We start from the raw sequence: 25,555 nt of genomic DNA, 5'->3' as shown, positions 1-25,555 counted from the left end.
GCACCGAATCGATGCGGGTGATGCTGGCCGCTTTCTCGAAGGCGGTCGGGTAGGCACGCGTGGCGCGTGCGGTTTGCTCAGCCACGGGCACCTCCCAGCGCTGCGACCAGTGCGCGCTCGAAACGGGCGACCACCTCGGCGCACTGCGCCTCATCGATGATCAACGGCGGCAGCAGGCGAATCACGCTGCCATGTCGGCCGCCGCGCTCGAGCAGCAGGCCGTGCTTGAAGCATTCGCTCTGGGTGGCCGCCGACAGCGCGGCGTCCATGGGATGGGCGCCTTGTGCATCAGCGCTCTGGCGCTCGTCGACGATTTCCAGCCCCAGCATCAGCCCGCGGCCACGCACCTGGCCGATCGCCGGATAACGCTCGCGCAGAGCATTCAGACGCGCCTTCAGCCAGTCGCCGCGCACACGGGCTTGCTCGGCCAATTCGTCACGCTGGATGATCTGCAGGGTGGTCATGCCGCTGGCCATGGCCATCTGGTTGCCACGGAAGGTGCCGGTGTGGGCACCGGGTTGCCAGGCGTCGAACTCGCGCTTGATGGCCAGCACCGCCAGCGGCAGGCCGCCGCCGACCGCCTTGGACATGACGATGATGTCCGGCTCGATACCGGCGTGCTCGAAGGCGAACATCCGCCCGGTGCGGCCGAAGCCGGCCTGCACTTCATCGACGATCAACAGGATGCCGTGGCGTTGGGTTACTTCGCGCAGGGTGCGCAGCCAGGCGTTGGGCGCCGGGTTGGCACCGCCCTCGCCCTGCACCGCCTCGACGATCACCGCCGCCGGCAGGCTGACGCCGCTTTCGACGTCCTGGATGAACTGGGTGAAGTAATGGGACAACGCCTGCACGCCCGCCTCGCCACCAATGCCCAGCGGGCAACGGTATTCATGGGGGTACGGCATGAATTGCACGCCGGGCATCAGCGAGGCCACGGCGTCTTTAGGACCGGTATTTCCGGTCACCGCCAGGGCGCCATGGGTCATGCCGTGGTAGCCGCCGGAAAAGGCGATCACGTTGCTGCGCCGGGTCACCGTCTTGGCCAGCTTGAGCGCGGCTTCCACCGCATCGGCGCCGGACGGCCCGCAGAACTGCAGGCAATAGCCGTTGGCCGGCAGCACGCCCAGCAGGGTTTCACTGAAGGCGTCCTTCAGCGGCGTGGTCAGGTCCAGGGTATGCATCGGCACCCCGGAGGCCAGGAAGCTCGACAAGCTGTCGACGATGGCCGGATGGTTGTGGCCCAGCGCCAGGGTTCCGGCCCCAGCCAGGCAATCGAGGTAGCGGCGCCCCTCGACATCGGTCACCCACACGCCCTGCGCCTTGGCGATGGCCAGGGGCAGCTTGCGCGGGTAGCTGCGCACATTGGATTCGAAGCGGTCCTGGCGTGCCAGGTAATCCGCGTTGTTGCTGTGTACCGCCTGGAGATCGGATCGCTCCAGCGGCAGGGTACGTTCACTCAACATATGGTGCTCGCCTCTATCTGTTCGAGGCTCCGGATGGAGCCGTTGAAAGTCGTCAGCACTGCACTCATCAGTAACGGCATATCAGTAACGGCAGGTCACGCCGAATGCGGGGCAGCCTTCTGCGAGGCGTCCCGCTTCATCCCTGAATGGTTGGTTTTATTGTTTGCAGCGAACGCCCGTTACCAGGCGTTCGCTGTGGAGGTGCAACGGAAAAATCAGAAACCGAGGGTGGCCGACAGCACGAAGGTGCGTGGAGCGGAGAGAGTCAAACCCGCCTCGCTGTCGTCGGAGGCGCCGGCGGAGATCCAGTCCCGGGAATTGGCCACGTTCTCGACGGTGCCGCGCAAGGTGACATCGGTTTCATCGACCTTGAAGGCATAGCGTGCGCCCACGTCATAGCGCGTCCAGGAGTCGATTTCCTTGGTATTGGCCTGATCCAGGTATTGGGAGCTGCTGTACATGCTACGCGCGGTCAGGGTCAGGCCCTTGACCGTCGGCACGTCCCATTCGGCGCCGAGGTTGGCGTTGTACTTGGGCGTTGCAGGGGCGCGGTTGCCGTCGTTCGCGCCACCGTTGTTGGTGTCTTTCAGGTTGCTGTCGATATACATCACACCGCCAAGCAAGCGAAAACCGCCGAGTGGTTCGCCGAAAACGCTAAGTTCGACACCGTCGTTGACTCGCTTGCCGTTAGGCCCAAATTCCCGTGTTGTTGGATTGGTTTCATAGGCAGGCTGTTTGATGCGGAATACTGCGGCAGTAACAGCAAACTTGCCCATGTCGTACTTCGCACCAGCTTCCACTTGGCGGCTGATAAAGGGTGGGAAGATTTCGTCAGGCCGCAGTGAGTTGGTTGGAGAAATCTTGCCCTGGCTCAGGCCTTCCATGTAATTGGCATACAACGAGAGTTGGTCAGTGGCTTTAAACAGTACGCCCATCGACGGTGACAACTTTTCCTCGTCATAAGCAGTTTTACTCTTAATACCGTCTTTCCAATCATCGACTTTCACTCGTTGCCAACGAGCGCCCAGAGTCAGTAACAAGCGATCTTCCATAAAGCCAAGCGTGTCAGAAAGTGCCACGCCGCTGAAACGGTTCTCCGTGTAAACCTTGTCGTCAAGTCGGGAGGGGGTTGTAAGCTCCGGCCTGTCGACGGGGTTGTAAATATTGCTCCCGCCTGCGCCAGCTGGGTATTGATACCGTGCCCCACCGTTCTCGAAGTCCATCGAAAAGTAATCAGCAGCTAAATTCACTTCATGACTGACCGAGCCAGTCTGGAACCACTTACGCACACCGGCATTCACTGTGCGTACATCTTCGTCTCGGGTGAAATCACGCGGCTGAACGGTGAAATCGCCAGCAGCATTGGTTACCGTCACGTTATGACGCAGGAAATCATGGCGGCTTTTACGGGCACCGACGGCACCATAGACCATCAACGAATCGTCGATATCATACTCGCCACGTAGTGCGCCGAAGGTGTCATTGGTTCGGGCCTTGCTCCAGGACTGAGCATAGTTATGGCGCACGTCATCAGCTTTCGGCACGGGCGCAGTGTCCGCCACCAAAATGCGTTCCTGCGGCGCATCGGTATCGCGCTCGGTATGCCCCACATCCATCGACAGGCGCAGGCGCTCGTCGCGGAAGTCGAGGCCCACCACGGCCATCTCGCGGTTGACCTTCTGGTGATCCCACTCGGTATCGCCGGATTGCTTGACGCCGTTGAAGCGGATGCCGAAGCGGTTGTCCTCGCCGAAGCGGCGACCTACGTCCACCGCGCCGCCGACCTGGCTGTCCGAGGCGTAGGTGCCGGTGAACTCGGTGATCGGCTTGTCGGTGGCGCGCTTGGGCACCACGTTGATACCGCCGCCGACGCTACCGCGCGGGGAGATGCCGTTGACCAGTTGGGTCGGGCCGCGAAGGATGTCGACGCGGTCGGCCATTTCCATGTCGATGGAGTACGTCGGCATGATGCCGTACAGCCCACCGTAGGACACGTCGCTGTTGAACAGGCTGAAGCCGCGAATGGTGAATTGCTCGAAACGACCGCCCGCCGGGTTGGTGGAACGTACCGCCGGGTCGCTGGCGGTCAGGTCGGCCAGGGTGCGCGATTGCGTGTTCTTCACCGCCTCGCTGGTGTAGGTGGTCATGCTCAGCGGCGATTCCATGAAGTCCCGCGAGCCCAGCAGCCCCTGGGAGCTGCGACGGGCGACCTGGCCGCCGGCGTAGCGCTCGCCTTCCAGGCTTTCCGAGGGAATGGTCACCCCGGTGATGGCGGTGGGGGCGATTTCCATGGTGTCGGCACTGTCGGCGGCCGGCGCGATGGTATAGGCCGAATCGCTGACCGGCTGCAGGCGCAGGCCGCTGCCCTGCAGCAGACGCGCGAAGCCTTCATCGACGCTGTAGGTGCCGGACAGCCCCTGGCTGCTGCGCCCGCTGACCAGCGCCGGATCCACCGACAGGCTCACCCCGGCCTGGCTGGCGAAGCGGCTCAGGGCTTCACCCAGGCTGCTGCTCGGCACGCTGTAGGTGCGCTCGGCGGTTTGTGCATGGGCGGCCAGTGGCGCGATGCTGCCCAGCCCGAGCATCAGGCTCAGGCAGACGGTGGAGTAGGAAATCGAAGACACCAGACGAGGCCGATGACGTGTCAGGGATGGCATGGCAGACGCTCTCTTTTTAATTCACTACTTCCCATGACAGGCGAGCAGAAAAAAAGGGACAGCCTTCAGGCAATTTTTTCGCGGGGCACCAAAGTGACCCAGTAACGCGTACGTTTCTGCACGCTCAGCGGCAGGCTGGCAGCCAGCAGATCGAGAACCTGATCGGTGTCGGCCAGGCGGAAACTGCCGGTCACCCGCAAACGCTCCAGGGACGGCGACCAACGCAGTACGCCGGGGCGATAGCGTTCGAGCTCGCGCAGGAAGTCACCCAGCGACTGATCGTTGGCCATCAGTACACCGTCACGCCAGCCCAGCTGCCGCATATCGAAGGCCTGGGTGGAGTCCACGCGACCGCCGCGCAGCGTCAGACGCTGCCCCGCCTGCAGCGCCAGGGTGTCGTAGGCATTTGGCTGCAACTGCCCGACGCCCGTGAACATCGAAAACTGGCAACTGTCACCCTGTTGTCGCACGCAGATTTCGCCCGTGCTTAGCGTCGCTTTGCCCTGATCGGTTTCAATGACGAAGGGCGAGCCCGCCGCGAGCCTTAACGCGACTTCGCCACGCAGCAGGATCAGCCGACGCTGAGCGACGTCGAGGTTCAATGCGCTATCGGTATTGATATCCAGCACGCTGCCGTCGACCAAGGTTAGCCGGCGCTGTTCGCCAACCCGGGTCGCCAGGTCGGCGCGCCAGATAGGCAATTCATGACTGACCAGCCAGGCGGCCGGCGCCAGGGTGGCGACGCCCAATAGCCCCTTGAGCAGGCGCCGGCGCTTTTGATCGGGCCGATCCAGACTGGCCATCGCCAGCTCGGGCGGCACACCGCCAAAGCGCGAGCGCAGGGCCTGGATCTTCTGCCAGGCGTGTTCATGGCTGGTATGGGCATCACGCCAGCACTGCAGGGCCGCGTGGTCGCTTTCGCGGGCCTCGCCGGATTCGATCAGCGTCAGCCAGCGCGCGGCCGAGTGGGCGACACGGCGGGTGTCGTCACTGATCTCGCGCTTCAGCACAGCTCGACCAGCAGGCAGTGCTCGTAGGCCTGCACCATATAGCGTTTGACGCTGCGCTCGGAGACATCCAAGCGTTCGGCGATATCCCGGTAACCCAGGCCTTCGAGCTGACTTAGCAAAAAGGCACGGCGCACCACATGGGGCAGCCCGTCGAGTAGTTCGTCCAGTGCCTGCAGAGTTTCCAGCACCAGCCAACGTTCTTCCGGCGACGGCGCGCAGCTTTCGGGCAGTTGTGCGAGCGCATCGATATAAGCCTGCTCCAGGCTGCGGCGCTTATAGAGGTTGATCAGCAGGCGCTTGCCAATGGTTTTCAGGTAGGCCCGGGGTTCCTGCAGCTCGCTGATCGCCTGGGAGCCGGCCAGCACACGCATGAAGGCGTCCTGGCTGAGGTCGGCGGCGTCCCAACCATTGCCCATGCGGCGGCTGAGCCACTGCTCGAGCCAGCTGCGATGTTCCCGGTACAGATCGTTGAACGCCCGTTCACTGGATACGGCCAGACCACCCATGCAAGCACCCGTTATGAAGATCAATAACGAGATCGATTCTAATTAACAATTAAGCAGAAAGGTAGCCTTGCCTTCTGATTTGCCTGGCAACCCTCAAACCCTTCGGCACTGCCAGGCACCCTTGCACACGGTGCGATGCAAAATATTTGGCAAGCGTGGCCGCGGCGCTCTATTGTGCTGCCAATTTTTCGACCGAGCGGCTTGCCATGAAACGACTCTGCATCCTGTTGTTCAGTGTTGTCTGTTCCACTGCCTGGGCGACGGATGCCCCGGCTCCAACTCGCTGGACGCTGCTGGATCAGTTCGAGAAGGCCTACACCCTGGACGACGCCGCCCGGGTGGTATTGGTGGCGCGTAGCATGTCCACGGCCCGGCTAGTGAACGGCGCATTGGAAGAGAAACCGGAGGGTTATCTGGATGCTCGCCACGTGGTTTACGTGGCGGATATCGAAAAGATGCCGTCGTTCGCCAAGCTGGTCGCAGTGCCAGCCATGCGCTCGGCAAAGTACCGCATCATGCTCGACCAGACTGGCCGGGTGGCCAACCGCTACGACGGGGATCGGGAAACCGTGCAGTGGCTGGAAGTCGAGGATGGCAAGGTGGTGCGTGAACAGCGCTTTAACGACGCCGCGGCCCTGCAGGCCGCGCTGGAAGCCCTGCCCCAGTAATCAGCCAAACAGCATGCGCAGAAAGCGGCCGATGTAGACATCGCCGCGGTAGGCCTCGTCGAGGCAGATCTGCGCACGGGCCAGGTGCCCGTCGAGGCGTTCGCGAACCTTCTGTTCGCCACACAGGGCCAGGAGCGTCGACTTGCCGTCGTCCTTGCCCTGATCCTTGTCGCTGTTGGGGTTGATGTCCTGCAGGTCGTCGAAGAGCTGCACCGCATGCCCCAGCTCCACGGCAAAACGCTGCAGCAAGCCGCGCACCGGTTTGGGTGCATCGCTGAGCAGATACGCCATGTCCATGATCGCGCTGAACAGCACCCCGGTCTTGAGGTTGTTGGTCGCGGCGATTTCCTCTTCGCTACGGGCATACTTGCCGTCGCGCAAGTCTTGCAGCTGCCCCTTCACCAGCCCTTGGGAGCCGATGGTATTGGCGAGTACTTCCACCAGTTGAGTGCGCACCAGCGGGCGCAGCCCGTCGATTGACGCCACCACGCCAAAGGCCCGCGACAGCAGTGCCACGGCGGCAAGGATGGCGATATCCTCACCAAAGGTCAGGTGTACGGTGGGCTTGCCGCGGCGCAGCTGGGCATTATCCATGCAGGGCATGTCGTCGAGAATCAGCGACGCGGCATGCACCATCTCGATGGCGCAGGCCAAATCCAGTGCCTGGCACTGATCGGCACCCAGGCCGTCGGCAGCCAGCAGCAGCAGCAGCGGGCGCATGCGTTTGCCCGGCGCCAAGGCACCATCGCGAATCGCCGCGGCGACCAGGTCGCGCTCGTTGCTGGCCGCTGGCAGCAGCTCGTCAAGCCGGCCATCGATGGCGGCGCGCAACTGCATCAGGTGTTCGGTAAATCCGCTGTCGATCGCTGCGGTCGCATAGGCTGTCATCGTTCACTCTCTTCTTCTATATGCCTGCAGTACGTGAGCACGAGATACGTACTGAGGGTCACGACGCGGTACGATACTGACACCGAAATGAGCGTAACCAAAGCCGATTCGTAATGTTGGAACGTCCAGTGCCTGCGGTTGCCTGATAAGCTGCCCGAAAGGGCCAGGCGGATATATACATGCTATTCGAATATTCCGTTCTGGAAAGACCGCGTGCCCCCCAAAATGATTCCGGCGCAATGGAAATGGAGCCTGCATGAAGAATAGCGACCTTAGTCGGCGTAAGGACGATCATCTGGATATCGTTCTGGATCGGTACAAGGCAACGTCGCGGATCAGTGCCGGCTGGGCACAGTTGCAGTTCGAACATTGCGCACTGCCTGAACTGGACCACGGAGCCATCGACCTGCGCGCCACCCTGCTTGGCGTCGAATTGCAGGCGCCGCTGCTGATCAGCTCCATGACCGGCGGTGCCAACCGCTCCGAGGCCATCAATCGACATCTGGCCGAAGCAGCGCAGGAGCTGGGCATTGCCATGGGTGTCGGTTCCCAGCGTGTCAGCCTGCAGACCGGTAACGACCAGGGCCTGACCCGCGAACTGCGCCGCCTGGCGCCGGATATCGTGCTGCTATCGAATATCGGCGCTGCGCAGTTGCTGGAAAAAGATGGCCTCGACCTGGCCCGCCGCGCCGTCGACGCCCTGCAGGCAAACGGCCTGATCATTCACCTCAATCCCTTGCAGGAAGCGGTACAGGCCGAAGGCGACCGCAACTGGCGCGGAGTGCTGACACAGATCGCCCGGGTGGTCGACAGCCTGGAGGTGCCGGTGATCGTCAAGGAAGTCGGTGCTGGCCTGTCGGCCTCGGTAGCGCGCTCGCTGGCCGAGGCTGGCGTGCAGGTCATCGACGTCGCCGGCGCCGGCGGCACCAGCTGGGCGGCGGTGGAAGGCGAGCGCGCAGCCAACACGGCGGACCGCGCCGTGGCCATGGCTTTCTCCGATTGGGGCATCCCCACCGCCTCCGCCGTGCAGGCGATACGCAATGCGTTACCGGATGTTGCATTGATCGCCTCCGGCGGCGTGCGCGACGGCGTGGATGCCGCCAAGGCCATTCGCCTGGGCGCCGATATCGTCGGCCAGGCGGCCGGCGCACTGCCCGGTGCCACGCTGTCGACCGAGGCGGTGATCGAGCATTTCCAGATCATCATCCGCCAGCTGCGCACGGCCTGCTTCTGCACCGGCTCGGCCAACCTGGCTGCGCTGCGTCACGCGCCCTTGCTGGCGAGCCAGGCATGACCCACTTCGCGGTTATCGCACCGCCCTACTACAGCCACTTCCAGGCCCTGCAGGCCCTCGTCGGCGAACTGATCGAACGTGGCCACCGGGTTACCTTCTTTCACCAGTCCGATGCTGCTCACTGGCTCAGCGATCCGCGGGTGACCTTTCGCGCGGTGGGCGTTGGCAGTCATCCGCCTGGCAGCCTGGAGCGCACCCTGCACCAGGCCGCGCACCCGGATACGCCCTGGGGGCTGCGGCGCATCATCAAGCAGATGGGCGCCACCACCGCGATGCTCTGCAACGAGTTGCCGCAGGCGCTCGCTGACAACGAGGTCGACGCCCTGCTCTGCGACCAAATGGAGCCGGCTGGCGGCCTGGTCGCCGAAAGCCTGAATCTGCCGTTCGTATCAGTGGCCTGCGCACTGCCGGTCAACCGCGAGCCGGGCCTGCCGCTGCCGGTGATGCCCTTCGCCTATGGCACCGACGAGCGCAGCCAGCACATGTACCGCGGCAGCACCCAGGTCTACGACTGGCTGATGAAGCCCCTGGGAAAGGTGATCCAAGTTGCCGCCCTGCGCCTCGGTGTGCCACCGCGAACCGCCCTGCATGAATGCCTGTCGCCGCTGGCACAGATCAGCCAGACCCTGGCTGGCTTCGATTTCCCGCGCAGCCAGTTGCCGACGCATTTTCATGCGGTCGGCCCCCTGCGCAGCCCGTCTACATCGCAGCAGGGCCATTGGCCAATCGACGAGTCGCGGCCGTTCTTCTTCGCCAGCCTGGGCACCTTGCAGGGCGACCGTATCAAGCTGTTCGAGCGCATCGCCAAAGCCTGCAAGCGCCTCGATGGTCAGTTGTTGATCGCCCATTGCGGCAAGCTCGATTCGGCTCAGGAACGCCGTTTGATCGACTGCGGCGCCACCTGGGTGACCGACTTCGCGCCGCAACAATGGGCGCTGGAAAGGGCCGATGCGGTGATCACCCACGGCGGCCTGAACACGGTGATGGATGCCATCGTCGCGCGCACGCCGATGCTGGTGATGCCGATTGCCTTCGACCAGCCGGGCGTCGCCGCCCGGGTCGCCTATCGCAACGTCGGCAGCCAGCTCAGTCGGCGAGCCAGCGTGGCGCGTATCGAGACGGCGCTGCGCGAGCTGCTCGCCAAGCCCTTGCCCGGTTTCGATCCGCTGATCGATGAGCTGCAACAGGCCGGCGGCGTAAAACGCGCAGCCGATATCGTCGAGGCTGCCGTGGTCAGCCACGCGACCGCACAGGCGCAATCCTTATGAGCTACGACCTGATTCTTGCCGGCGGCGGCCTCGCCAATGGCCTGATCGCCTGGCGCCTGCAGCAGCAACGCCCGGATCTCAAGGTGCTGTGCATCGAGCAGCAGGCGAGCCTGGGCGGCAACCACACCTGGTCGTTCCATGACGGTGACCTGAGCGAAGCGCAGCACCGCTGGCTGAAACCGCTGGTGGTCAAGCGCTGGGCGAGTTATCAGGTGCAGTTCCCCTATTTGTCGCGGTCATTGAACAGCGGTTACGCAAGCATCACCGGCGAGCACTTCGCCAAGGTGCTGACGCCGGCGCTGGGCTCGATGCTGCGTTTGAACAGCAGCATCAGCGAGATCAGCCCGACCCACGTGCAGCTGGCAAGCGGCGAGCGCCTCGAGGCTCGCGCGGTAATCGATGGCCGTGGCGCTCGGCAAAGCGATCATCTGGTACTCGGTCAGCAGGCCTTCGTCGGCCAGCTGCTGCGATTGGGCGCTCCCCATGGACTGACGGCGCCGATCATCATGGATGCCCGAGTGCCCCAGGGCGACGGCTACCGCTTCGTCTACGTGCTGCCCTTTTCCGCCGACACGCTGCTGATCGAAGACACCCACTATGTCGACCAGCACCGCGCCACCACCGAGCAGCTTCGCGAGCACATCGCGGCCTATGCGCAGCAGCATGGCTGGCAGGTGGCCGAGTGCCTGCGTGAGGAACAGGGCGTGCTGCCGATCACCCTGGCCGGTGATTTCGACGCTTTCTGGGACGAGGCTGCCGGCCAGCCGTTGTCCGGCCTGCGCGCCGGGCTGTTCCACTGCACCACCGGCTATTCACTGCCCCACGCCGTGCGCCTGGCCGACTGGCTGGTGAACTATCAGCTACGTGATGTCGCGACCCTGGCCCGCGATCTGCGCGAACACGCCCGTGGCGAATGGCGCAACCAGGGCTTCTATCGCCTGCTCAACCGCATGCTGTTCCTGGCCGGACGACCACAGGATCGCTGGCAGGTGATGCAACGTTTCTACGGCCTGCCAGCCGGGTTGATCGAGCGTTTCTATGCCGCCAGCAACCCCTGGTACGACCGCGCACGAATTCTCATCGGCAAACCGCCGGTCCCCGTTGATCAAGCCATGCGGGCGGCCTTGCGCCACTCGCCTCGGCATTTCGAGACGCGTTCATGAACCAAGCGAAAACAGCCATCGTCATCGGCGCGGGTTTCGGCGGGCTGGCTCTGGCCATCCGCCTGCAGAGCGCAGGTATCCAGACCACGCTGCTGGAAAAGCGTGACCTGCCCGGCGGCCGCGCCTACGTCTATCGCGACCAGGGCTTCACCTTTGATGCCGGCCCCACGGTGATCACCGACCCGAGCGCCATCGAGGAGCTGTACGCCCTGAGCGGCCGCAAACTCGCCGATTACGTCGAGATGCTGCCGGTCACACCGTTTTACCGGCTGTGCTGGGAAGACGGCACGCAGTTCGACTATGCCAACGATCAGGCCGAGCTAGACCGCCAGATCGCCGCCTTGAACCCGGCGGACGTGGCCGGCTACCAGCGTTTCCTCGCCTACTCCAAGGCCGTGTTCAAGGAAGGCTATCTGAAGCTTGGCGCGGTGCCGTTCCTGTCGGTTGGCGACATGCTCAAGGTCGGCCCGCAGCTGGCTCGCCTGCAGGCGTGGCGCAGCGTTTATTCGATGGTGTCGAGCTTCGTCGAGCACGACAAACTGCGCCAGGCGTTCTCCTTTCACTCGCTGCTGGTGGGCGGCAATCCGTTCGCCACTTCGTCGATCTATACACTGATTCACGCCCTGGAGCGCGAATGGGGCGTGTGGTTTCCCAAAGGCGGCACCGGCGCGCTGGTGCAAGGCATGGTCAGGCTGTTCGAGGACCTTGGCGGCAAGCTGGAACTCAATGCCGACGTGGTGGCCATCGACACCCAAGGCAACCGCGCCACCGGCGTGCGCCTGCAGGATGGCCGGCACTTCAAAGCCGACAGCGTGGCCTCCAATGGCGACGTGGTGCACACCTACGACAAGCTGCTGGCCGGCCATTCTCGCGGTCGCCAGGAAGGCAAGCGCCTGAAGGGCAAGCGCTTCAGTAACTCACTGTTCGTGATTCATTTCGGGCTCAAGCGTCCGCAGCCGCAGTTGCAGCACCACACGGTGTGTTTCGGACCGCGCTACCGCGAACTGATCGAGGAGATCTTCAAGGGCCAGACCCTGGCCGAGGATTTCTCGCTCTATCTGCATGCGCCTTGCGTGACCGACCCGAGCCTCGCGCCTGAAGGCTACTCCAGCCATTACGTGCTGTCCCCGGTGCCGCATCTGGGCAATGCACCCATCGACTGGAGCGTGGAAGGCCCGCGCTACCGCGACCGTATTCTTGCTTATCTCGAAGAACACTACATGCCGGGGCTGCGTGAGGATCTGGTGACCTGCCGGATCTTCACCCCGGATGATTTCCGTGACGAGCTTTACGCGTATCAGGGCTCGGCGTTCTCGCTTGAGCCGGTGCTGCAGCAGAGTGCCTGGTTCCGCCCGCACAACCGCGATGCTCAGTTGAGTAATGTCTATCTCGTCGGCGCCGGCACGCACCCAGGCGCGGGGGTGCCCGGCGTGATCGGCTCGGCCAAGGCCACCGCCAGTCTGATGATCGAGGATCTGCAGGCATGACTGGTGCGGTGCAGGACGATGCGCTGATCGAGCACGCCAACCAGAGCATCGCCGTGGGCTCGAAGAGCTTCTCGGCGGCTTCTAAACTGTTCGACGAACGAACCCGCCGCGGCGCTGTGATGCTCTATGCCTGGTGCCGCCACTGTGACGACGTGATCGACGGCCAGGAAGCTGGCCACGACGCCGTATCCATCAGCCGCGAGGAAGCCGAACGTCGCCTGTCGCACCTCAAGGCGCAGACCCACGCGGCCTACAGCGGCGTCGAATTGGACGACCCGGCATTCGCCGCCTTTCGCCAGGTGGTGCTGGCCCATGACATCCCGCGGCAGCATGCCCTCGAGCACCTGGCTGGTTTCGAGATGGATGTGCTGGAGCGCCGCTACCTGAGCATCGATGACACCCTCGAATATTGCTACCACGTTGCCGGCGTGGTGGGCCTGATGATGGCCAGGGTGATGGGTGCCCGCGACGAGGCCACTCTGGATCGCGCCTGCGACCTGGGCCTGGCGTTCCAGCTGACCAATATCGCCCGCGACATCATCGATGACGCCGCTGTAGGACGCTGCTACCTGCCCGAGCAGTGGCTGGAAGAGCACGCCATCCCTCGAGATCGGGTCGCCGATATCCTGCATCGCCCGGCGGTCGCCGTGCTCGGCCAACGCCTGGTCGAGCTGGCCGAGCCCTACTATGCCAGCGCCCAGGCAGGCCTGAGTGCCCTGCCCTGGCGTTCGGCCTGGGCGGTGGCGACGGCGGCGGTGGTGTATCGGCAGATCGGCATGAAAGTGCTGGACGCTGGCGATCACGCCTGGGACGAGCGTATTTCCACCTCCAAGGCGGAGAAGATCGGTGCGGTGCTGATCGGCCTGTGGCAGGCAATCACGAGTCGTTTCGCACGCTGGCCGGCTCGCTCCGCTGAGCTGTGGCAGCGTCCCCATCCGTCTTGCGCAGCGGACCATCATGCATCGCCCGCAGCTGGGCCTTCAGACGCGCCGTAGTCGGCGCGTAGAGAAAGCCGAACGACACGCAGCGCTCCTTGCCTTCCACAGCGTGGTGCATCAGATGCGCCTGGTATAGACGCTTGAGGTAGCCGCTGCGCGGCACGAATCGAAACGGCCAGCGGTGATGCACCAGGCCATCGTGAACGACGAAATACAGAAAACCGTAAGCGGTCATGCCGGCGCCGATCCACTCCAGCGGGTGCCAACCCTGGGTGCCCAGGGCGATCAGCACGATGGCCAGCCCGGCGAAGACCACGGCGTACAGGTCGTTCTTCTCGAACCAGCCTTCGCGCGGCTCGTGGTGCGAGCGATGCCAGCCCCAGCCCCAGCCGTGCATCACGTATTTGTGAGCGTAATAAGCAACACCCTCCATGGTGGTCAGGGTGGCGAGAAAAACCAGAGCGTTGATGATCATCGGGTAACCGGCGCAAGAGCGCTGAAAAGGTAAAGAAGCAGTTTGCCAACTTGCAGGGCAATGACCAAGCAAGATCGCCGCGCATACGGCTCTGCTATCGGACCCCAGGCCAAGCCATCCAATCCATCTGTTTGGAACTGCCAGTACTGCGGCAATTGTAGCCGCAGAGGATGATCGCCGTATGGCCCAGGTCAACAAAGCGCAGGCAATAAAAAACCGGGCGCCTGGCCCGGTTTTCTCGATCAGTGTCGCGTATCAGCCGCGGCCTTCGCGGTACAGGTGCTCGAAGCAGAAGTTGGTTGCCTGGATATAACCCTCGGCGCCACCGCAGTCGAAACGCTGCCCCTTGAACTTGTAAGCCAGCACACAACCGTCCTGCGCCTGCTTCATCAGCGCGTCGGTGATCTGGATTTCACCGCCTTTGCCCGGCTCGGTGTTCGCGATCAGGTCGAAGATGTCCGGGGTCAGGATGTAGCGACCGATGATGGCCAGGTTCGACGGCGCGTCTTCGGCCTTGGGTTTCTCGACCATGTGGCTAACGCGGAAGATGTCGTCGCGGATGGTTTCGCCTGCAATCACACCGTACTTGTGGATCTCGTCCATCGGCACTTCCTGCACCGCCACGATCGAGCAACGGAACTGGTTGTACAACTTGACCATCTGGGTCAGTACGCCGTCACCGCCGACGTTCAGGCACAGGTCATCGGCCAATACCACGGCGAACGGCTCGTCGCCGATCAGCGGACGGCCGCTGAGAATGGCGTGGCCCAGGCCCTTCATTTCCACCTGGCGGGTGTAGGAGAACGTGCAGTTATCGATCAGGCGACGGATACCGACCAGGTACTTTTCCTTGTCGGTGTTGCGAATCTGGTGCTCGAGCTCGTAGCTGATGTCGAAGTGGTCTTCCAGCGAGCGCTTGCCGCGGCCGGTGACCATGGCGATCTCGTTCAGGCCCGCATCGAGCGCCTCTTCAACGCCGTACTGGATCAGCGGCGTGTTGACCACAGGCAGCATTTCCTTGGGCATGGCCTTGGTCGCCGGGAGGAAGCGAGTGCCGTAACCGGCGGCAGGGAACAGGCATTTCTTGATCATGTGGTTTCCTTGAATGGTCAATGTTGCTCAAGTCGCTGATACACCCGCGTCAGGAAGTCTGGCGCAGGCGCTCGTAGTAGTAAGGCAGGCGTAGCAAAGCATGGCGTGCGGCGGCCGCACGCCGTTCGTTGTTGTCTCCGGGAAAGGTCACCGTCTCGCTGGTCACGCCCTGGTGCTCGGCCAGGCGCGTAGCGCAGGCAAAGCACATGGCGCCGTCGTAGACTTCCTGACCACGCTTGTCGTCGGCGGTCGGAGCGCCAGTAATGGCCAGAATGATGTCGGCGCTGCTGGTCATCAGCACACCCAGGGCCATTTCGCGGGCGACTTCTTCACTGTTCATGCCGTAGGTTTCGATGGTCTCCGGTTTCACGCCCAGAGAAGCCTGCATGGCGCGCTTGGAATAGACCACGAAACCGCCTTCGAGCACGCCATCGCAACCCGGCACGGCAGCCACCGTAGCGGCCAGCAGACCGGCCGTGGCCGACTCCGCGGTGCTCAGCACCAGGTTGTACTTTTCCAGGAAATGAACCGCCTGCTCGATGTTTTGCATGCCCGCGAATGTCTCCTACTCGATCGTTACCGTGTGCCTATGGCAGTGGCCGAGGCCTACAAGTTCCGAAGCATTTACCGCAGACCGCTGATCCTGACGGCTGAACTCAACGGCCAAGCCGGTTTTCCCATTTGCGAGAGCCGAAAATCGAGGGGAACGACAGATGAATACTCTGCGCAAACTGCAAGATAGCCATGAGCTTAATGACGTCGGCAATGACTCGCGCCGCCAGGCGTTCGTCCAGGCGCTCAGCGAAAAGGCCCGCCCCTTGTTCGAGGAAGCAGCCAGTTACGCGCGCAATCATGATCTGGACGTGGTGGTCGACCTGGTACTGGAGCACGACAGTCCGCGGCTGATCCTGGCCGTCAGCCGGCCTGACGAAGACGCCGTGAGCAGCTACAGCCTGGTCGCCAACCTGGCGGCGCAGCGCATGTTGCATGAAGAGTTCTACGCCGACAGCGGCGATATCCATCGCCAGGAGTCGCCGCTGGCCTCGGTCAATGAAAAGGTCATCGATACGCGCCTGGCCAACTTCTTTCGCAAGGGCTTCGCCCTGCCCCTGGATTACATCAACGAGCGGCACCCCATCGGTTTCTGGTAACCCTCCGGATTGACTGATCCTGAGCAAGGCTTGCCGGCACGTATCTAACTAGACTGCCGGCTGGTCTTTGACAGGAGAAACGGCCATGAAAGCCGATGTCGTCATCGTGGGCGCCGGGCCTGCCGGGTTGTGTCTGGCGCGGTCGTTATCGGGCCATGGCCTATCGATCCGCCTTATCGAGCGTCAGCCCGAGGCGGAACTGGCTGCACCGCCATTCGATGGCCGTGAGATCGCGCTGACCCATGCCTCCCAGCAGATTCTCGAAAAACTGGGTATCTGGCAGCAGTTCACCCCTGACGAAATCTCGCCACTGCGTGACGCCCATGTCCTTAACGGTCCGTCTCCTTATGCTTTGCGCATTGCCGCTGCTGCGGCCGGCAAGGAACGTCTCGGCTGCCTGGTGCCCAACCAGGCTATTCGCCGGGCCGCCTATGGCGCTGCCAGCGAGTGTGCGGATATCAAAGTGCTTTACGAGCGGACGATTACGGAGCTGAGCTGCTCGGCTGGCGGTGTATCGATGCGCCTGAGCAACGGCCAAACACTCGAGTCCGGGTTGATCGTCGCGGCCGACAGCCGCTTTTCCGAAACCCGCAGGCGCCTCGGAATCGGCTCACGCATGGAAGACTTCGGCAAGACCATGCTGGTATGCCGCATGGCCCACGAGCGCAGCCATGAGCAAGTGGCCTGGGAGTGGTTCGGCTACGGGCAGACCCTCGCCCTGCTGCCCTTGAACGGCAACTGCGCCTCGGCGGTGCTGACTCTAACGCCCACAGAAATGAATCGGGTGATGAGCCTCGATGACCAAGCCTTCGCCCGCGAGATGGAGCGGCGCTTCGACCGCCGCCTGGGGCGTATGGAGCTACTGGGCGAGCGCATCACCTATCCGCTGGTGGGCGTGTATGCGGAACGCTTCGCCGGGTTGCGCAGTGCCTTGGTGGGCGACGCTGCGGTGGGCATGCACCCGGTCACGGCCCACGGTTTCAACTTCGGCCTGCAAAGCCAGAAGCGCCTGGCCGACACCCTGCTCGGCGCATTGCGCCAGGGCCGGGACATCGGTGAGCCAGGCGTTCTGCAGCGCTACGCCGGTGCCCAGCAGCGAACCAGCTGGCCGCTCTACCAGGCCACCAGCCTGCTGGTGCGGCTGTACACCGATGATCGCGGCCCTACCCGCCTGCTGCGCAATGCCGGCCTGCGCGTGGCGCAGAACCTGCCGCCCTTCAAAGCCGCATTGGCCCGGCACCTGACCCAGATTGCGCGCTAGTCAGCTGTCGGCGGCGCGCTGCATATTTACCCGCTGCCGCCATTCCATGTAGGTCTTCAGCAACAGGGTGATCAGCGCCATGCAGGCCAGCAGCGCTGCCGCGGTGAAGGCGGCGACTGGCTTGTAGTCGTTGTTGAGCTGGTCGACCAGCAACGGCAGCGTCAGGGTCTGGTTGAGAATGGTGCCGGAGACCACCGACACCGCACCGAACTCGCCGACCGCTCGTGCATTGGTGACCACCACGCCGTACAGCAGCGCCCACTTGATGTTCGGCAGCGTGATGTGACGGAAGATCTGCCAGCCATTGGCGCCCAGGCACAGCGCCGAGGTCTCCTCGTCATTGCCCTGGGACTGCATCACCGGAATCAGGATACGCGCCACGTACGGAGCGGTGATGAACACCGTGACCATGACGATGCCCGGCCAGGCGAACATCAGTTGCATGTCGTTATCGTAGAACCACTGGCCCAGGGCGCTTTCCAGCCCGTAGACGACCAGATAGCAGAGGCCGGCGACCACCGGCGACACCGCATAGGGAATGTCCACCAGGGTGGTGAGCAGCTTGCGGCCGCGGAAATCGTAGTGGGTCACGCACCAGGCCAGCAGGATGCCGAAGCACAGGTTCAGCGGCACGGTGAGTGCGGCGACCAGCAGGGTCAGGCCGATGGCGTGCTGCATGTAATCTTGGGACAGGTTGTCGACCAGCATCGCCCAGCCACCGCTGAGCGCCCGGGTGAAAATCAGCGCCAGGGGCACCAGCAGCATCAGCGCGACCGCGCCGAGGCCCAGGCCGATGAGCAGCCATTGGTGCCAGTATTGAGGCTTTTTCATCGACCTTGCCTCTGCCATTTGAACAGTCGGCCTTGCACCACCTGCAAGGTGAACAACAGGAACAGCGACGCCAGCAGAATCACCGAGGCGATCGCCGCGGCGGCCGGGTAGTTGAATTCCTGCAAGCGCACGAAAATCATCAGCGACGACACTTCGGTCTTATAGGGAATGTTGCCGGCGATCATGATCACCGCGCCGAACTCACCCAGGCTGCGCACGAAGGCTTGCGACGCACCGGTGATCAGCGCAGGCAGCAAGCTCGGCAGCACCACGTAGGCAAAGCTCTGCCATTTCCTGGCGCCCAGGGTGCGCGCGGCTTCCTCGTACTCGCTGCCCAGGCTCTGCAGCACCGGCTGCACGGTACGCACCACGAATGGCAGGCTGGTGAACACCATGGCGATCAGCAGACCCGGGTAGGCATAGGCGATCTTGATGCCTGCGGCCTCGAAGTACTGGCCGAGCCAACCGCCGGGCACCAGCAAGGTCGCCAGGGTCAAGCCGGCTACCGAGGTCGGCAGCGCGAACGGCAGGTCCACCAGGGCATCGACCAGGCGGCGGCCCGGAAAGTCGTAACGGGTGATGATCCAGGCGATCAGCAAACCGATCAGAAGCACGATCACGGTCGAGTAGAAGGCGCCGCTGATGGTCACCTTGTAACTCTGCACCACGCGCGGATCGCTGATCGCCTGCCAGTACTGCGCCCAGCTCATGTCGCTGACGTACAGCAACAGGGCGGACAGCGGAAACAGAATGACCAGCGACAGGTAGAAGACACTGAAACCGAAGCTCAGGCCAAAACCCGGCAGCAACGGATTCTGCAGAAAGAAAACGGGGGACTTGCTCACTCGGAAATCCTTGAATGCACAAACCGCCGAAGGTCGGCGGTTTGTGGAGTACATCGATTCTGCTCCGACGCTTAATTGCGATCGAGATCTAGCGAGCTAGAGCCATGCAAGGCAAAAAGAGGCGAGGAAGCGGAGTGTACTTTTGTACATGAGCATTCCGAGCCTGTTTTTAACGCAGCAGGGCCGACGCGCAGCAGATCGACTCTAAGCCATCAACGGCCTTCGGCTAGAAGCTGGTCAAGAATACCATTGCCGTCGAAATGCTTGGCAGTGATCTCGTCCCAGGTGCCCAGCACATCGGTCGGGTTGAGCAGGCGCAGTTCCTGGAACTGGCCGGCGGTTTCGGCGGCCACTTCCTTGTCCTGCACGCGATAGTGGTAGGTGGTCAGCAGCTTCTGGATGTCCTTGCTGTACTGGAAGTCCAAATAGGCCCTGGCCACGTCGCGGGTGCCCTTCTCGTCCACCACCTTGTCGACGATGGCGACCGGGAATTCGGCCAGCACGCTCACCGGCGGCACGATCACCTCGAACTCGCCGGACTTGAACTCCTCGCCCTTGGCGATATTCACCACTTCCGATTCGAAGCTCAGCAGCACGTCGCCCTGCCCGTTCTGGGCGAAGGCTACGGTGGCGCCGCGGCCGCCGGTGGGGAAGTTCTCGACATTTCGCAGCACCTTGCCGACGAATTCCTTGATCTTCGCTTCATCACCCTTGAACGCTTCGTTGGCGTACAGCCACGCGCCCAGGTAGCTGTAGCGGGCGTTGCCGGAGGTTTTCGGGTTGGGGAACACCAGCTTCACGTCGGAACGGGCCAGGTCGTCCCAGTTCTTGATCCCCTTGGGATTGCCCTTGCGCACCAGGAATGCGGTGGTGCTGTAGTACGGCGAGCTGTGGTTGGGGAACTGCTCGGCCCAGTCCTTACGCACCAGGCCGCGCTTGGCGAGGATGTCCACGTCGGTGACCTGGTTGAAGGTCACGGTGTCGACCTTCTTGCCCTGGATGATGTCCTGAGCCTGGCGCGACGTGCCGGCGAACGACTGGTCGATCTTCAGATCCTTGCCGGTCTCGGCCTTCCAATGTGCCTGGAACTTGGGATTGATCTCGGCGAACAGCTCGCGGGCAACGTCATAGGAGGCGTTGAGAATCGGCTTGTCCGCAGCCAGCGCTGCAGCGCTACCGAGCAGCGATGTGGTGACGGCAGTCGCCAGCAGGAGTTTTTTCAGCATGATCCAGGGTTTCCTTACGAGGGTGCAGATAAGGCCGGTAGCCTGCCTGATGGCCTTATGCCTTAAAAGAACCTTTTTATCATAACTATATTCCACTACGCACTAGGGGCTGTTGACGTTTCACGCATGGCTGCGCCATAGCCCATTTTGCAGGTAGGTAAGGAACGCCTTCATCACGGCAGAACAACGCCGGGCGCTGCAGGTCTGAATCCTCAGACAGACGGGCCTCCGCTGTTCCCCCCATGAAGGTAACCGGTATGCAAGAGCAAGCAGACGGCAAGACTCCCGGCCTGTCAGCCGAAGAAGAGCGCGAGATCGACGAGAAGCTGCCGCCGCGGGCGGCGGTGTTGCATGAAACCATCAGGATCCAGGGCGACCATGAGCTGGAACGCAGCATCGCAGCATTATGGTGGTCGGCGCTGGCCGCCGGGCTGACAATGGGCCTGTCACTGATGGCCATGGGTTTGTTCCGCTCTCGGTTGGGCCCCAGCGATGAAAGTCATGTGATCGCCAGCCTCGGTTATTCGGCAGGCTTTCTGGCGGTAATCCTCGCCCGTCAGCAACTGTTTACGGAAAACACCCTGACCGCCGTGCTGCCGGTGATGACCAAGCTGACCCTGAACAATGTCGGGCGACTATTGCGTCTCTGGGGCGTGGTGCTATGCGGAAACCTGGCCGGCACCCTTCTGGTGGCTTGGGTAATGCTGCGCCTGCCGATTTTCGATACCCAGACCGACCTGGCGTTTCTGGAAATCGGCCGCAAGGTGATGGAAAACGACGTGTCCAAGATGCTTGCCAAAGGCATCATCTCGGGCTGGATGATCGCCACCATGGTGTGGATGATCGCCTCGATGGAAAGCGCCAAGATCGCCATTATCGTGCTGATCACTTACCTGATGGCGCTGGGTGACTTCACCCATATCGTGGTCGGCTCGGTAGAGGTGTCTTATCTGGTGTATGCCGGTGAAGTGAGCTGGGGTGATTTCTGGCTGGTGTTTGCGGGGCCGACCCTGGCCGGCAATATCATCGGCGGCAGCTTTATCTTTGCCCTGCTCAGCCATGCCCAGATCCGCAGCGAGCGTGACGTGATTGCCAAGCGCGAGCGCGACAAGCACAAGTTGCTGGAGGAGTTGCGCCGCAGTCGCAAGGACTGACTGTACAAGATCGCCAAAGGCCTCAAGGCCTCGGTGGCCGCCTTTCTCGAAGGCGTCGCACCGATGCCGGCGCACACCAGCAACGCCTGGTCAACGTCAGTGGCGCGTTCTTCAGCAGAGCGCTGTTCCCATTCGATATCACGCGTCAATCGAGTCGCTACGCTGCCAGGAGTCAAGCGCCCAGTAGCGGGCGCTATCCAGTTCATCGCCGATCAGCTACCCGGGTTGGCGTAGGCTTCCTCGAAGAAGTAATCCTTCCAGGAGCTGGCCTTGTTCTTCAGCACACCCAGCTCATGCAGTTTTTCGGCATAGATGAAGGTGCGCTGTGGCGACACGGTGAAGTCGTTTTCCGGGTCCTCGATGATTTTCTTCACGAACTCCAGCGGCAACTTGGAGTTCTCTACGCGAATGTAGGTCTCGGCCGCAGCGGCCTTGTCGGCCTTGATGATCTGCGAGGCCTCGACCAGCGCATCGTAGAAGGCCTTGTAGGTCTTCGGATTGGCGTCGTGGAATTTCTCGGTGGCGTAGAGCACGTTGAAGGTGGCCTGGCCGCCGAGGATGTCGTAGCTGCTGATCAGCTTGTGCACCTTGGGATTTTCCAGCGCCTGGTACTGGAACGGCGGGCTGGAGAAATGCGCGGTGATTTCCGAGCCGCCCTTGGTCAGTGCCGCGGTGGCATCCGGGTGCGGCAGGCTGACGGAAATCTTGTCGAAACGCTGGAAGTCGGCATTGCCGTAACGCTTGGCGGTTTCGATCTGCAGGGTGCGCGACTGGAAGCCGACGCCGGCGGCCGGTACCGCGATCCGGTCTTTCTCACCGAGATCGTCGAGGGTCTTCACTTCATCGCGATTACTCAGCAGGTAATTGGGCAGCGAGCCCAGCGAGGCCACGGCCTTGACATTCTGCCGGCCGTGGGTGCGGTCCCACACGGTGAGCATCGGCGGCACGCCAGCCGAAACCACGTCGATGGCACCGGCCAGCAGCGCCTCGTTCATCGCGGTGGCGCCGGAAATGGTGCGCCACTCGACGTCGATCTTGTCCAGGCCCTGGGCCTTGGCGTGCTTCTCGATCAGTTGCTGGTCCTTGACCACGTGCAGCACCAGATAACCGATGCCGAACTGCTGGGCGATGCTGATCTTGCCTTCGGCCTGGGCGGCCAGTGGAATCGCCAGGGCGCCGAGCAAACCCAGTGCGGTGGCCAGGCGGCCAAGTTTGAACGTGTTGGTCATGGTCGTTTCTCGTTATGTGATCAGTAAGTTGGTTACGTAGGGTGGATGACGCTCTTTTCATCCACCCTTGCGATTGCGAAACGGTGGATCGGTGAAGCGTGATCCACCCTACTGGGCCCTAGCGCTGCATCCCCCAGCGCTTGACGGTCACCCGCTCGATGCTGGCGAAGATCAGGTTCTCCACCAGCAGGCCGATCAGGATCACCGCCACCAGCCCGGCGAACACCTTGTCGGTGTACAGCTCGTTACGGTTCTGGAAGATGTACCAGCCCAAGCCGCCCTTGCCGCTGGAGGCGCCGAACACCAGCTCGGCGGCGATCAGCGTGCGCCAGGCAAAGGCCCAGCCGATCTTCAGCCCCGAGAGGATCGATGGCAGCGCCGCCGGGATCAGGATGAACAGCACGAAGCGCAGGCCCTTGAGGCCGTAGTTGCGCCCAGCCATGCGCTGGGTCTCGGAAACGCCGAGAAAGCCGGCATAGGTATTCAGCGCCAGTGCCCAGAGCACCGAGTGCACCAGCACGAAGATCAGGCTGTTCTCGCCCAGCCCGAACCACAGCAGCGACAGTGGCAGCAGCGCGATGGCCGGCAGCGGGTTGAACATCGAGGTCAGCGTCGACAGCAGGTCGCGGCCGAGCTGGGTCGAGACCGCAAGGCTGGTCAGCAGAAAGGCCAGAACGATGCCGATCAGGTACCCCTTGACCAACACAGACAGCGAGATCGCCACCTTTTCCAACAACTCACCGCTGCTGATGCCCTCTACGAATGCCTTGGCCGTCTGCAGGAAACTGGGCAGCAGCAGGTCGTTGGCCTGGTAGCGGGCCGCCGCCTCCCAGATCAGCGCCAGCGCCAGCAAGATCAGCGATTTGCGCAGCCAGCCCTGTTGCCACAGGCGCTGGCCGAGCGACAGATCGCGCTCCAGTTTGATGCCAGGCAACGGCTGCAGGGGTATTTCGTATTCCTCACGCCGTGCGGGGGAAAGACTCATGATCGATGCTCCTCAGTAGGCGATGCGGATGTCCTGAAAACCCAGTTCGGCGGCCGAACCGCCGTCGACGTCTTCGTCGAACAGCAGGCGGTGAATCCGCTGCGCGGTGTGCTGGAAACCCACACCACCGAGGCTGTGCAGGTCGAACTGGTGGCTGTTGATTTCCGCCCGCACGCGGCCGGGGTGTGGCGACAGCAGCAGGATGCGATTGCCGACGATCAGCGCCTCTTCGATGGAGTGAGTGACGAACAGCAGGGTGAAGCGCACCTCCTCCCAAAGCTCCAGCAGCTCTTCCTGCATCTTGCGGCGGGTCAGCGCGTCGAGGGCGGCGAACGGCTCGTCCATCAGCAGGATCTTCGGCTGCATGGCCAGCGCACGGGCAATCGCCACCCTCGCCTTCATGCCGCCGGACAGGGTGTGCGGGTAGGCATCGGCGAAGGCAGCCAGGCCGACCTTCTCCAGGTAATGCAGGGCGCGCTCCTCGGCCTCTTTACGGCCCAGCGTGCGCGAGGCCAGCAGCGGGAACATGACGTTCTGCTTGACCGTCTTCCACGGCGGCAACTGGTCGAACTCCTGGAACACCACGATGCGATCCGGCCCCGGCTCATGCACCTCGGCGCCGTCGAGGCGGATGCTGCCGGCGACCGGTTCGATGAAACCGGCCACCGCCTTGAGCAAGGTGGATTTACCGCAACCCGAAGGGCCGAGCAGCACGAAGCGATCGGCACGGTCCACGGCAAAGCTGACTTCGTGGGTGGCGCGCACCACGCGCTGCGGGGTGCGGTATTCGAGGCTGACCTTGTCCACCTGGAGAACGGTGTCGAAGGCGCCAGGATTCAGCGTGCTGGCCGTGTGGCCTTGCAGAGGGGCATTCATGGGTTATCAGCTTCCCTGACCGATGGCGGCGTCTTCGAAGAAGTAGTCCTGCCAGCTGGCCGGTTTGTGTTTGATGGCGCCGACGCGGTGCAGGAAATCGGCCAGCGGGTAGGTGTTGGTGGGGGTGACGGTGAACTGGAACTGCTCGTTGTCGATGATCTTCAGCAGTTCTTCGCGACTGATCTTGGCGCCGGTGACGCGAATGTAGGTATCCGCCGCGGCGCCTTTGTCCTTCTGGGCGAAATCCGCCGCTTCGGCCAGGGCGCCGACGAAGGCCTTGTAGGTCTTGGGATTGTCGCGACGGAATTTCTCGGTGGCGTACAGCACCGTCGGCGAGTTCGGGCCGAGCAGCTCGTAGGTGTCGAGCACCACGTGCACGTCAGGGTTTTCCAGGGCCTGATTCTGGAACGGCGGGTTCGAGAAATGACCGGTCAGCTCGGTGCCGCCGGCTTTCAGGGACGCCGTGGCATCCGGGTGCGGCAACGCCACCGTGTACTTGTCGAGGCGGTCGAATGCCTTGTCGCCCCACTGTTTGGCCGCGGCGTATTGCAGGAAGCGCGACTGCACCGACACGCCCACGGCAGGCACGGCGATACGATCCTTCTCGGTGAAATCGGCGATGGTCTTGACCTTGGGATTGTTGCTCAGCAGGTAGTACGGGAAGTTGCCCAGCGAAGCGACACCCTTGACGTTCTGCCTGCCCTGGGTGCGATCCCACACGGTCAGCAGTGGGCCAATGCCGGCACCGGCAATGTCGATGGCGCCGGACAGCAGCGCATCGTTGACCGCCGAACCACCGGAAAGCTGCTGCCAGTCGACCTTGATATCCAGGCCCTCGGCCTTGCCGTGCTTCTCGATCAGCTGTTGGTCGCGCACCACATTGAGCAGCAAATAGACGATGCCGAACTGCTCGGCGATGCGAATCTGCCCCTCGGCGTGAGCGGACTGAGGCGCCGCCAGGCTGCCAATGAGAATGCTCGCGCTCAGGGCGATGCCAGCGGCGAGGCGGCCAAAACGGGGAACGAAGGGAAAGCGCGTACCTGCCGACATGTCGAGGCTCCAGTCAAAGTTGCAGAAATGGGGTTGCT

At 62.8% G+C, this 25,555-nt stretch carries 24 protein-coding genes and 1 pseudogene; 10 read left to right on the top strand and 15 right to left on the bottom strand.

The window, feature by feature from the left end; translation table 11 throughout:
- Positions 1-77: 77 nt before the first annotated feature.
- The 4 genes from BM279_RS14165 to BM279_RS14150 all read right to left on the bottom strand — a co-directional run bounded on the left by BM279_RS14165 (position 78) and on the right by BM279_RS14150 (position 5,636).
- Positions 78-1,463, bottom strand: a complete 1,386-nt coding sequence (locus BM279_RS14165) for a diaminobutyrate--2-oxoglutarate transaminase (RefSeq protein ID WP_093504653.1) — start codon at positions 1,461-1,463, stop codon at positions 78-80.
- A 215-nt stretch (positions 1,464-1,678) separates the two neighbouring features.
- A complete protein-coding gene (locus BM279_RS14160) occupies positions 1,679-4,120 on the bottom strand; it encodes a TonB-dependent receptor (protein WP_093504651.1) in 2,442 nt (813 codons plus the stop codon).
- 65 nt (positions 4,121-4,185) lie between these two features.
- Positions 4,186-5,130, bottom strand: coding sequence for a FecR domain-containing protein (locus BM279_RS14155; protein ID WP_093504649.1), 945 nt, complete (start codon positions 5,128-5,130; stop codon positions 4,186-4,188).
- Positions 5,124-5,636 carry a sigma-70 family RNA polymerase sigma factor gene (locus BM279_RS14150; RefSeq protein WP_093504647.1) on the bottom strand — a complete coding sequence of 171 codons (513 nt, stop codon included), beginning with the start codon at positions 5,634-5,636 and terminating at the stop codon, positions 5,124-5,126. The genes BM279_RS14155 and BM279_RS14150 overlap by 7 nt, the downstream gene beginning before the upstream one ends.
- Before the next feature lie 206 nt (positions 5,637-5,842).
- On the opposite strand from BM279_RS14150, the gene BM279_RS14145 reads away from it, so the two are divergent.
- Positions 5,843-6,304 (top strand): hypothetical protein, encoded by a 462-nt coding sequence (locus BM279_RS14145; RefSeq protein ID WP_093504645.1) that lies wholly within the window; start codon positions 5,843-5,845, stop codon positions 6,302-6,304.
- Here the strand turns inward: BM279_RS14145 and BM279_RS14140 are convergent, their stop codons facing one another.
- Positions 6,305-7,192: a polyprenyl synthetase family protein gene (locus BM279_RS14140; protein ID WP_093504643.1), complete on the bottom strand. Its 888-nt coding sequence runs from the start codon at positions 7,190-7,192 to the stop codon at positions 6,305-6,307.
- 256 nt (positions 7,193-7,448) lie between these two features.
- Between BM279_RS14140 and fni the strand changes: the two genes are divergently transcribed.
- From fni to crtB, 5 genes are read left to right on the top strand one after another with little or no spacing between them, the layout of a single operon-like run.
- On the top strand, positions 7,449-8,486 hold the full coding sequence (gene fni, locus BM279_RS14135) for a type 2 isopentenyl-diphosphate Delta-isomerase (RefSeq protein WP_093504641.1): 1,038 nt from the start codon (positions 7,449-7,451) through the stop codon (positions 8,484-8,486).
- Positions 8,483-9,754 (top strand): glycosyltransferase, encoded by a 1,272-nt coding sequence (locus tag BM279_RS14130; RefSeq protein WP_093504639.1) that lies wholly within the window; start codon positions 8,483-8,485, stop codon positions 9,752-9,754. Before fni ends, BM279_RS14130 begins: the two co-directional genes overlap by 4 nt.
- A complete protein-coding gene (crtY, locus tag BM279_RS14125; RefSeq protein WP_093504637.1) occupies positions 9,751-10,917 on the top strand; it encodes a lycopene beta-cyclase CrtY in 1,167 nt (388 codons plus the stop codon). The genes BM279_RS14130 and crtY overlap by 4 nt, the downstream gene beginning before the upstream one ends.
- Entirely contained in the window at positions 10,914-12,404 is a 1,491-nt protein-coding gene (locus tag BM279_RS14120) for a phytoene desaturase (protein WP_093504635.1), read from the top strand. The genes crtY and BM279_RS14120 overlap by 4 nt, the downstream gene beginning before the upstream one ends.
- Positions 12,401-13,399, top strand: a complete 999-nt coding sequence (gene crtB, locus BM279_RS14115; RefSeq protein WP_143103597.1) for a 15-cis-phytoene synthase CrtB — start codon at positions 12,401-12,403, stop codon at positions 13,397-13,399. The genes BM279_RS14120 and crtB overlap by 4 nt, the downstream gene beginning before the upstream one ends.
- On the opposite strand, the gene BM279_RS14110 is transcribed toward crtB, so the two are convergent.
- From BM279_RS14110 to BM279_RS14100, 3 genes are all read right to left on the bottom strand, one after another.
- Positions 13,281-13,817: a sterol desaturase family protein gene (locus BM279_RS14110; protein ID WP_093504633.1), complete on the bottom strand. Its 537-nt coding sequence runs from the start codon at positions 13,815-13,817 to the stop codon at positions 13,281-13,283. The two genes, crtB and BM279_RS14110, sit on opposite strands and share 119 nt — an antisense overlap.
- 255 nt (positions 13,818-14,072) lie before the next feature.
- Complete coding sequence (galU, locus tag BM279_RS14105; RefSeq protein WP_093504631.1) at positions 14,073-14,909, bottom strand: UTP--glucose-1-phosphate uridylyltransferase GalU; 837 nt, start codon at positions 14,907-14,909, stop codon at positions 14,073-14,075.
- A 49-nt stretch (positions 14,910-14,958) separates the two neighbouring features.
- The gene (locus tag BM279_RS14100) at positions 14,959-15,459 is read right to left on the bottom strand and encodes a CinA family protein (protein WP_013791494.1); all 501 of its coding nucleotides are present in this window, start codon (positions 15,457-15,459) and stop codon (positions 14,959-14,961) included.
- 163 nt (positions 15,460-15,622) lie between these two features.
- Here BM279_RS14100 and BM279_RS14095 point away from each other — a divergent pair, with 163 nt between their 5' ends.
- Positions 15,623-16,060 (top strand): hypothetical protein, encoded by a 438-nt coding sequence (locus tag BM279_RS14095; RefSeq protein WP_093504629.1) that lies wholly within the window; start codon positions 15,623-15,625, stop codon positions 16,058-16,060.
- A gap of 85 nt (positions 16,061-16,145) precedes the next feature.
- Complete coding sequence (ubiM, locus tag BM279_RS14090; RefSeq protein ID WP_093504627.1) at positions 16,146-17,321, top strand: 5-demethoxyubiquinol-8 5-hydroxylase UbiM; 1,176 nt, start codon at positions 16,146-16,148, stop codon at positions 17,319-17,321.
- Here the strand turns inward: ubiM and cysW are convergent, their stop codons facing one another.
- The 3 genes from cysW to cysP all read right to left on the bottom strand — a co-directional run bounded on the left by cysW (position 17,322) and on the right by cysP (position 20,223).
- Positions 17,322-18,152: a sulfate ABC transporter permease subunit CysW gene (gene cysW / locus BM279_RS14085; protein WP_093504625.1), complete on the bottom strand. Its 831-nt coding sequence runs from the start codon at positions 18,150-18,152 to the stop codon at positions 17,322-17,324. It abuts the gene before it with no gap.
- Positions 18,149-18,997 carry a sulfate ABC transporter permease subunit CysT gene (gene cysT, locus BM279_RS14080; RefSeq protein WP_093504623.1) on the bottom strand — a complete coding sequence of 283 codons (849 nt, stop codon included), beginning with the start codon at positions 18,995-18,997 and terminating at the stop codon, positions 18,149-18,151. The genes cysW and cysT overlap by 4 nt, the downstream gene beginning before the upstream one ends.
- Positions 18,998-19,209: 212 nt before the next feature.
- Positions 19,210-20,223 carry a thiosulfate ABC transporter substrate-binding protein CysP gene (gene cysP, locus BM279_RS14075; protein WP_093504621.1) on the bottom strand — a complete coding sequence of 338 codons (1,014 nt, stop codon included), beginning with the start codon at positions 20,221-20,223 and terminating at the stop codon, positions 19,210-19,212.
- A 257-nt stretch (positions 20,224-20,480) separates the two neighbouring features.
- Between cysP and BM279_RS14070 the strand changes: the two genes are divergently transcribed.
- Together BM279_RS14070 and BM279_RS23200 are read left to right on the top strand one after the other, a co-directional pair.
- Complete coding sequence (locus BM279_RS14070) at positions 20,481-21,377, top strand: formate/nitrite transporter family protein (RefSeq protein WP_093504619.1); 897 nt, start codon at positions 20,481-20,483, stop codon at positions 21,375-21,377.
- Positions 21,378-21,547 (top strand): annotated as a pseudogene (locus tag BM279_RS23200) (helix-turn-helix domain-containing protein); the annotation flags it as partial. It abuts the gene before it with no gap.
- Positions 21,548-21,589: 42 nt separating this feature from the next.
- Here the strand turns inward: BM279_RS23200 and BM279_RS14065 are convergent.
- The 4 genes from BM279_RS14065 to BM279_RS14050 form a co-directional block, all read right to left on the bottom strand.
- Positions 21,590-22,606, bottom strand: a complete 1,017-nt coding sequence (locus BM279_RS14065) for an ABC transporter substrate-binding protein (RefSeq protein ID WP_093504617.1) — start codon at positions 22,604-22,606, stop codon at positions 21,590-21,592.
- A gap of 118 nt (positions 22,607-22,724) precedes the next feature.
- The gene (locus tag BM279_RS14060) at positions 22,725-23,591 is read right to left on the bottom strand and encodes an ABC transporter permease (protein ID WP_093504615.1); all 867 of its coding nucleotides are present in this window, start codon (positions 23,589-23,591) and stop codon (positions 22,725-22,727) included.
- Positions 23,592-23,603: 12 nt separating this feature from the next.
- Positions 23,604-24,467, bottom strand: coding sequence for an ABC transporter ATP-binding protein (locus BM279_RS14055; RefSeq protein ID WP_093504613.1), 864 nt, complete (start codon positions 24,465-24,467; stop codon positions 23,604-23,606).
- Positions 24,468-24,473: 6 nt separating this feature from the next.
- Complete coding sequence (locus BM279_RS14050; protein ID WP_093504611.1) at positions 24,474-25,517, bottom strand: ABC transporter substrate-binding protein; 1,044 nt, start codon at positions 25,515-25,517, stop codon at positions 24,474-24,476.
- Positions 25,518-25,555: the final 38 nt, after the last annotated feature.

The sequence above is a fragment of the Phytopseudomonas straminea genome (assembly GCF_900112645.1).
Classification (GTDB): domain Bacteria; phylum Pseudomonadota; class Gammaproteobacteria; order Pseudomonadales; family Pseudomonadaceae; genus Aquipseudomonas; species Aquipseudomonas straminea.
The sequence above is the reverse complement of the archived record's forward strand: the minus strand, read 5'-3'. Positions and strand labels throughout refer to the sequence as shown.

Excerpts from the sequence above, each read along its gene's own strand:
- BM279_RS14165 (WP_093504653.1), bottom strand. The coding sequence starts at position 1,463 with ATGTTGAGTGAACGTACCCTGCCGCTGGAGCGATCCGATCTCCAGGCG.
- BM279_RS14160 (WP_093504651.1), bottom strand. The coding sequence starts at position 4,120 with ATGCCATCCCTGACACGTCATCGGCCTCGTCTGGTGTCTTCGATTTCC.
- BM279_RS14150 (WP_093504647.1), bottom strand. The coding sequence starts at position 5,636 with ATGGGTGGTCTGGCCGTATCCAGTGAACGGGCGTTCAACGATCTGTAC.
- BM279_RS14145 (WP_093504645.1), top strand. The coding sequence starts at position 5,843 with ATGAAACGACTCTGCATCCTGTTGTTCAGTGTTGTCTGTTCCACTGCC.
- BM279_RS14140 (WP_093504643.1), bottom strand. The coding sequence starts at position 7,192 with ATGACAGCCTATGCGACCGCAGCGATCGACAGCGGATTTACCGAACAC.
- fni (WP_093504641.1), top strand. The coding sequence starts at position 7,449 with ATGAAGAATAGCGACCTTAGTCGGCGTAAGGACGATCATCTGGATATC.
- BM279_RS14130 (WP_093504639.1), top strand. The coding sequence starts at position 8,483 with ATGACCCACTTCGCGGTTATCGCACCGCCCTACTACAGCCACTTCCAG.
- crtY (WP_093504637.1), top strand. The coding sequence starts at position 9,751 with ATGAGCTACGACCTGATTCTTGCCGGCGGCGGCCTCGCCAATGGCCTG.
- BM279_RS14120 (WP_093504635.1), top strand. The coding sequence starts at position 10,914 with ATGAACCAAGCGAAAACAGCCATCGTCATCGGCGCGGGTTTCGGCGGG.
- crtB (WP_143103597.1), top strand. The coding sequence starts at position 12,401 with ATGACTGGTGCGGTGCAGGACGATGCGCTGATCGAGCACGCCAACCAG.
- BM279_RS14110 (WP_093504633.1), bottom strand. The coding sequence starts at position 13,817 with ATGATCATCAACGCTCTGGTTTTTCTCGCCACCCTGACCACCATGGAG.
- galU (WP_093504631.1), bottom strand. The coding sequence starts at position 14,909 with ATGATCAAGAAATGCCTGTTCCCTGCCGCCGGTTACGGCACTCGCTTC.
- BM279_RS14100 (WP_013791494.1), bottom strand. The coding sequence starts at position 15,459 with ATGCAAAACATCGAGCAGGCGGTTCATTTCCTGGAAAAGTACAACCTG.
- BM279_RS14095 (WP_093504629.1), top strand. The coding sequence starts at position 15,623 with ATGAATACTCTGCGCAAACTGCAAGATAGCCATGAGCTTAATGACGTC.
- ubiM (WP_093504627.1), top strand. The coding sequence starts at position 16,146 with ATGAAAGCCGATGTCGTCATCGTGGGCGCCGGGCCTGCCGGGTTGTGT.
- cysW (WP_093504625.1), bottom strand. The coding sequence starts at position 18,152 with ATGAAAAAGCCTCAATACTGGCACCAATGGCTGCTCATCGGCCTGGGC.
- cysP (WP_093504621.1), bottom strand. The coding sequence starts at position 20,223 with ATGCTGAAAAAACTCCTGCTGGCGACTGCCGTCACCACATCGCTGCTC.
- BM279_RS14070 (WP_093504619.1), top strand. The coding sequence starts at position 20,481 with ATGCAAGAGCAAGCAGACGGCAAGACTCCCGGCCTGTCAGCCGAAGAA.
- BM279_RS14065 (WP_093504617.1), bottom strand. The coding sequence starts at position 22,606 with ATGACCAACACGTTCAAACTTGGCCGCCTGGCCACCGCACTGGGTTTG.
- BM279_RS14060 (WP_093504615.1), bottom strand. The coding sequence starts at position 23,591 with ATGAGTCTTTCCCCCGCACGGCGTGAGGAATACGAAATACCCCTGCAG.
- BM279_RS14055 (WP_093504613.1), bottom strand. The coding sequence starts at position 24,467 with ATGAATGCCCCTCTGCAAGGCCACACGGCCAGCACGCTGAATCCTGGC.
- BM279_RS14050 (WP_093504611.1), bottom strand. The coding sequence starts at position 25,517 with ATGTCGGCAGGTACGCGCTTTCCCTTCGTTCCCCGTTTTGGCCGCCTC.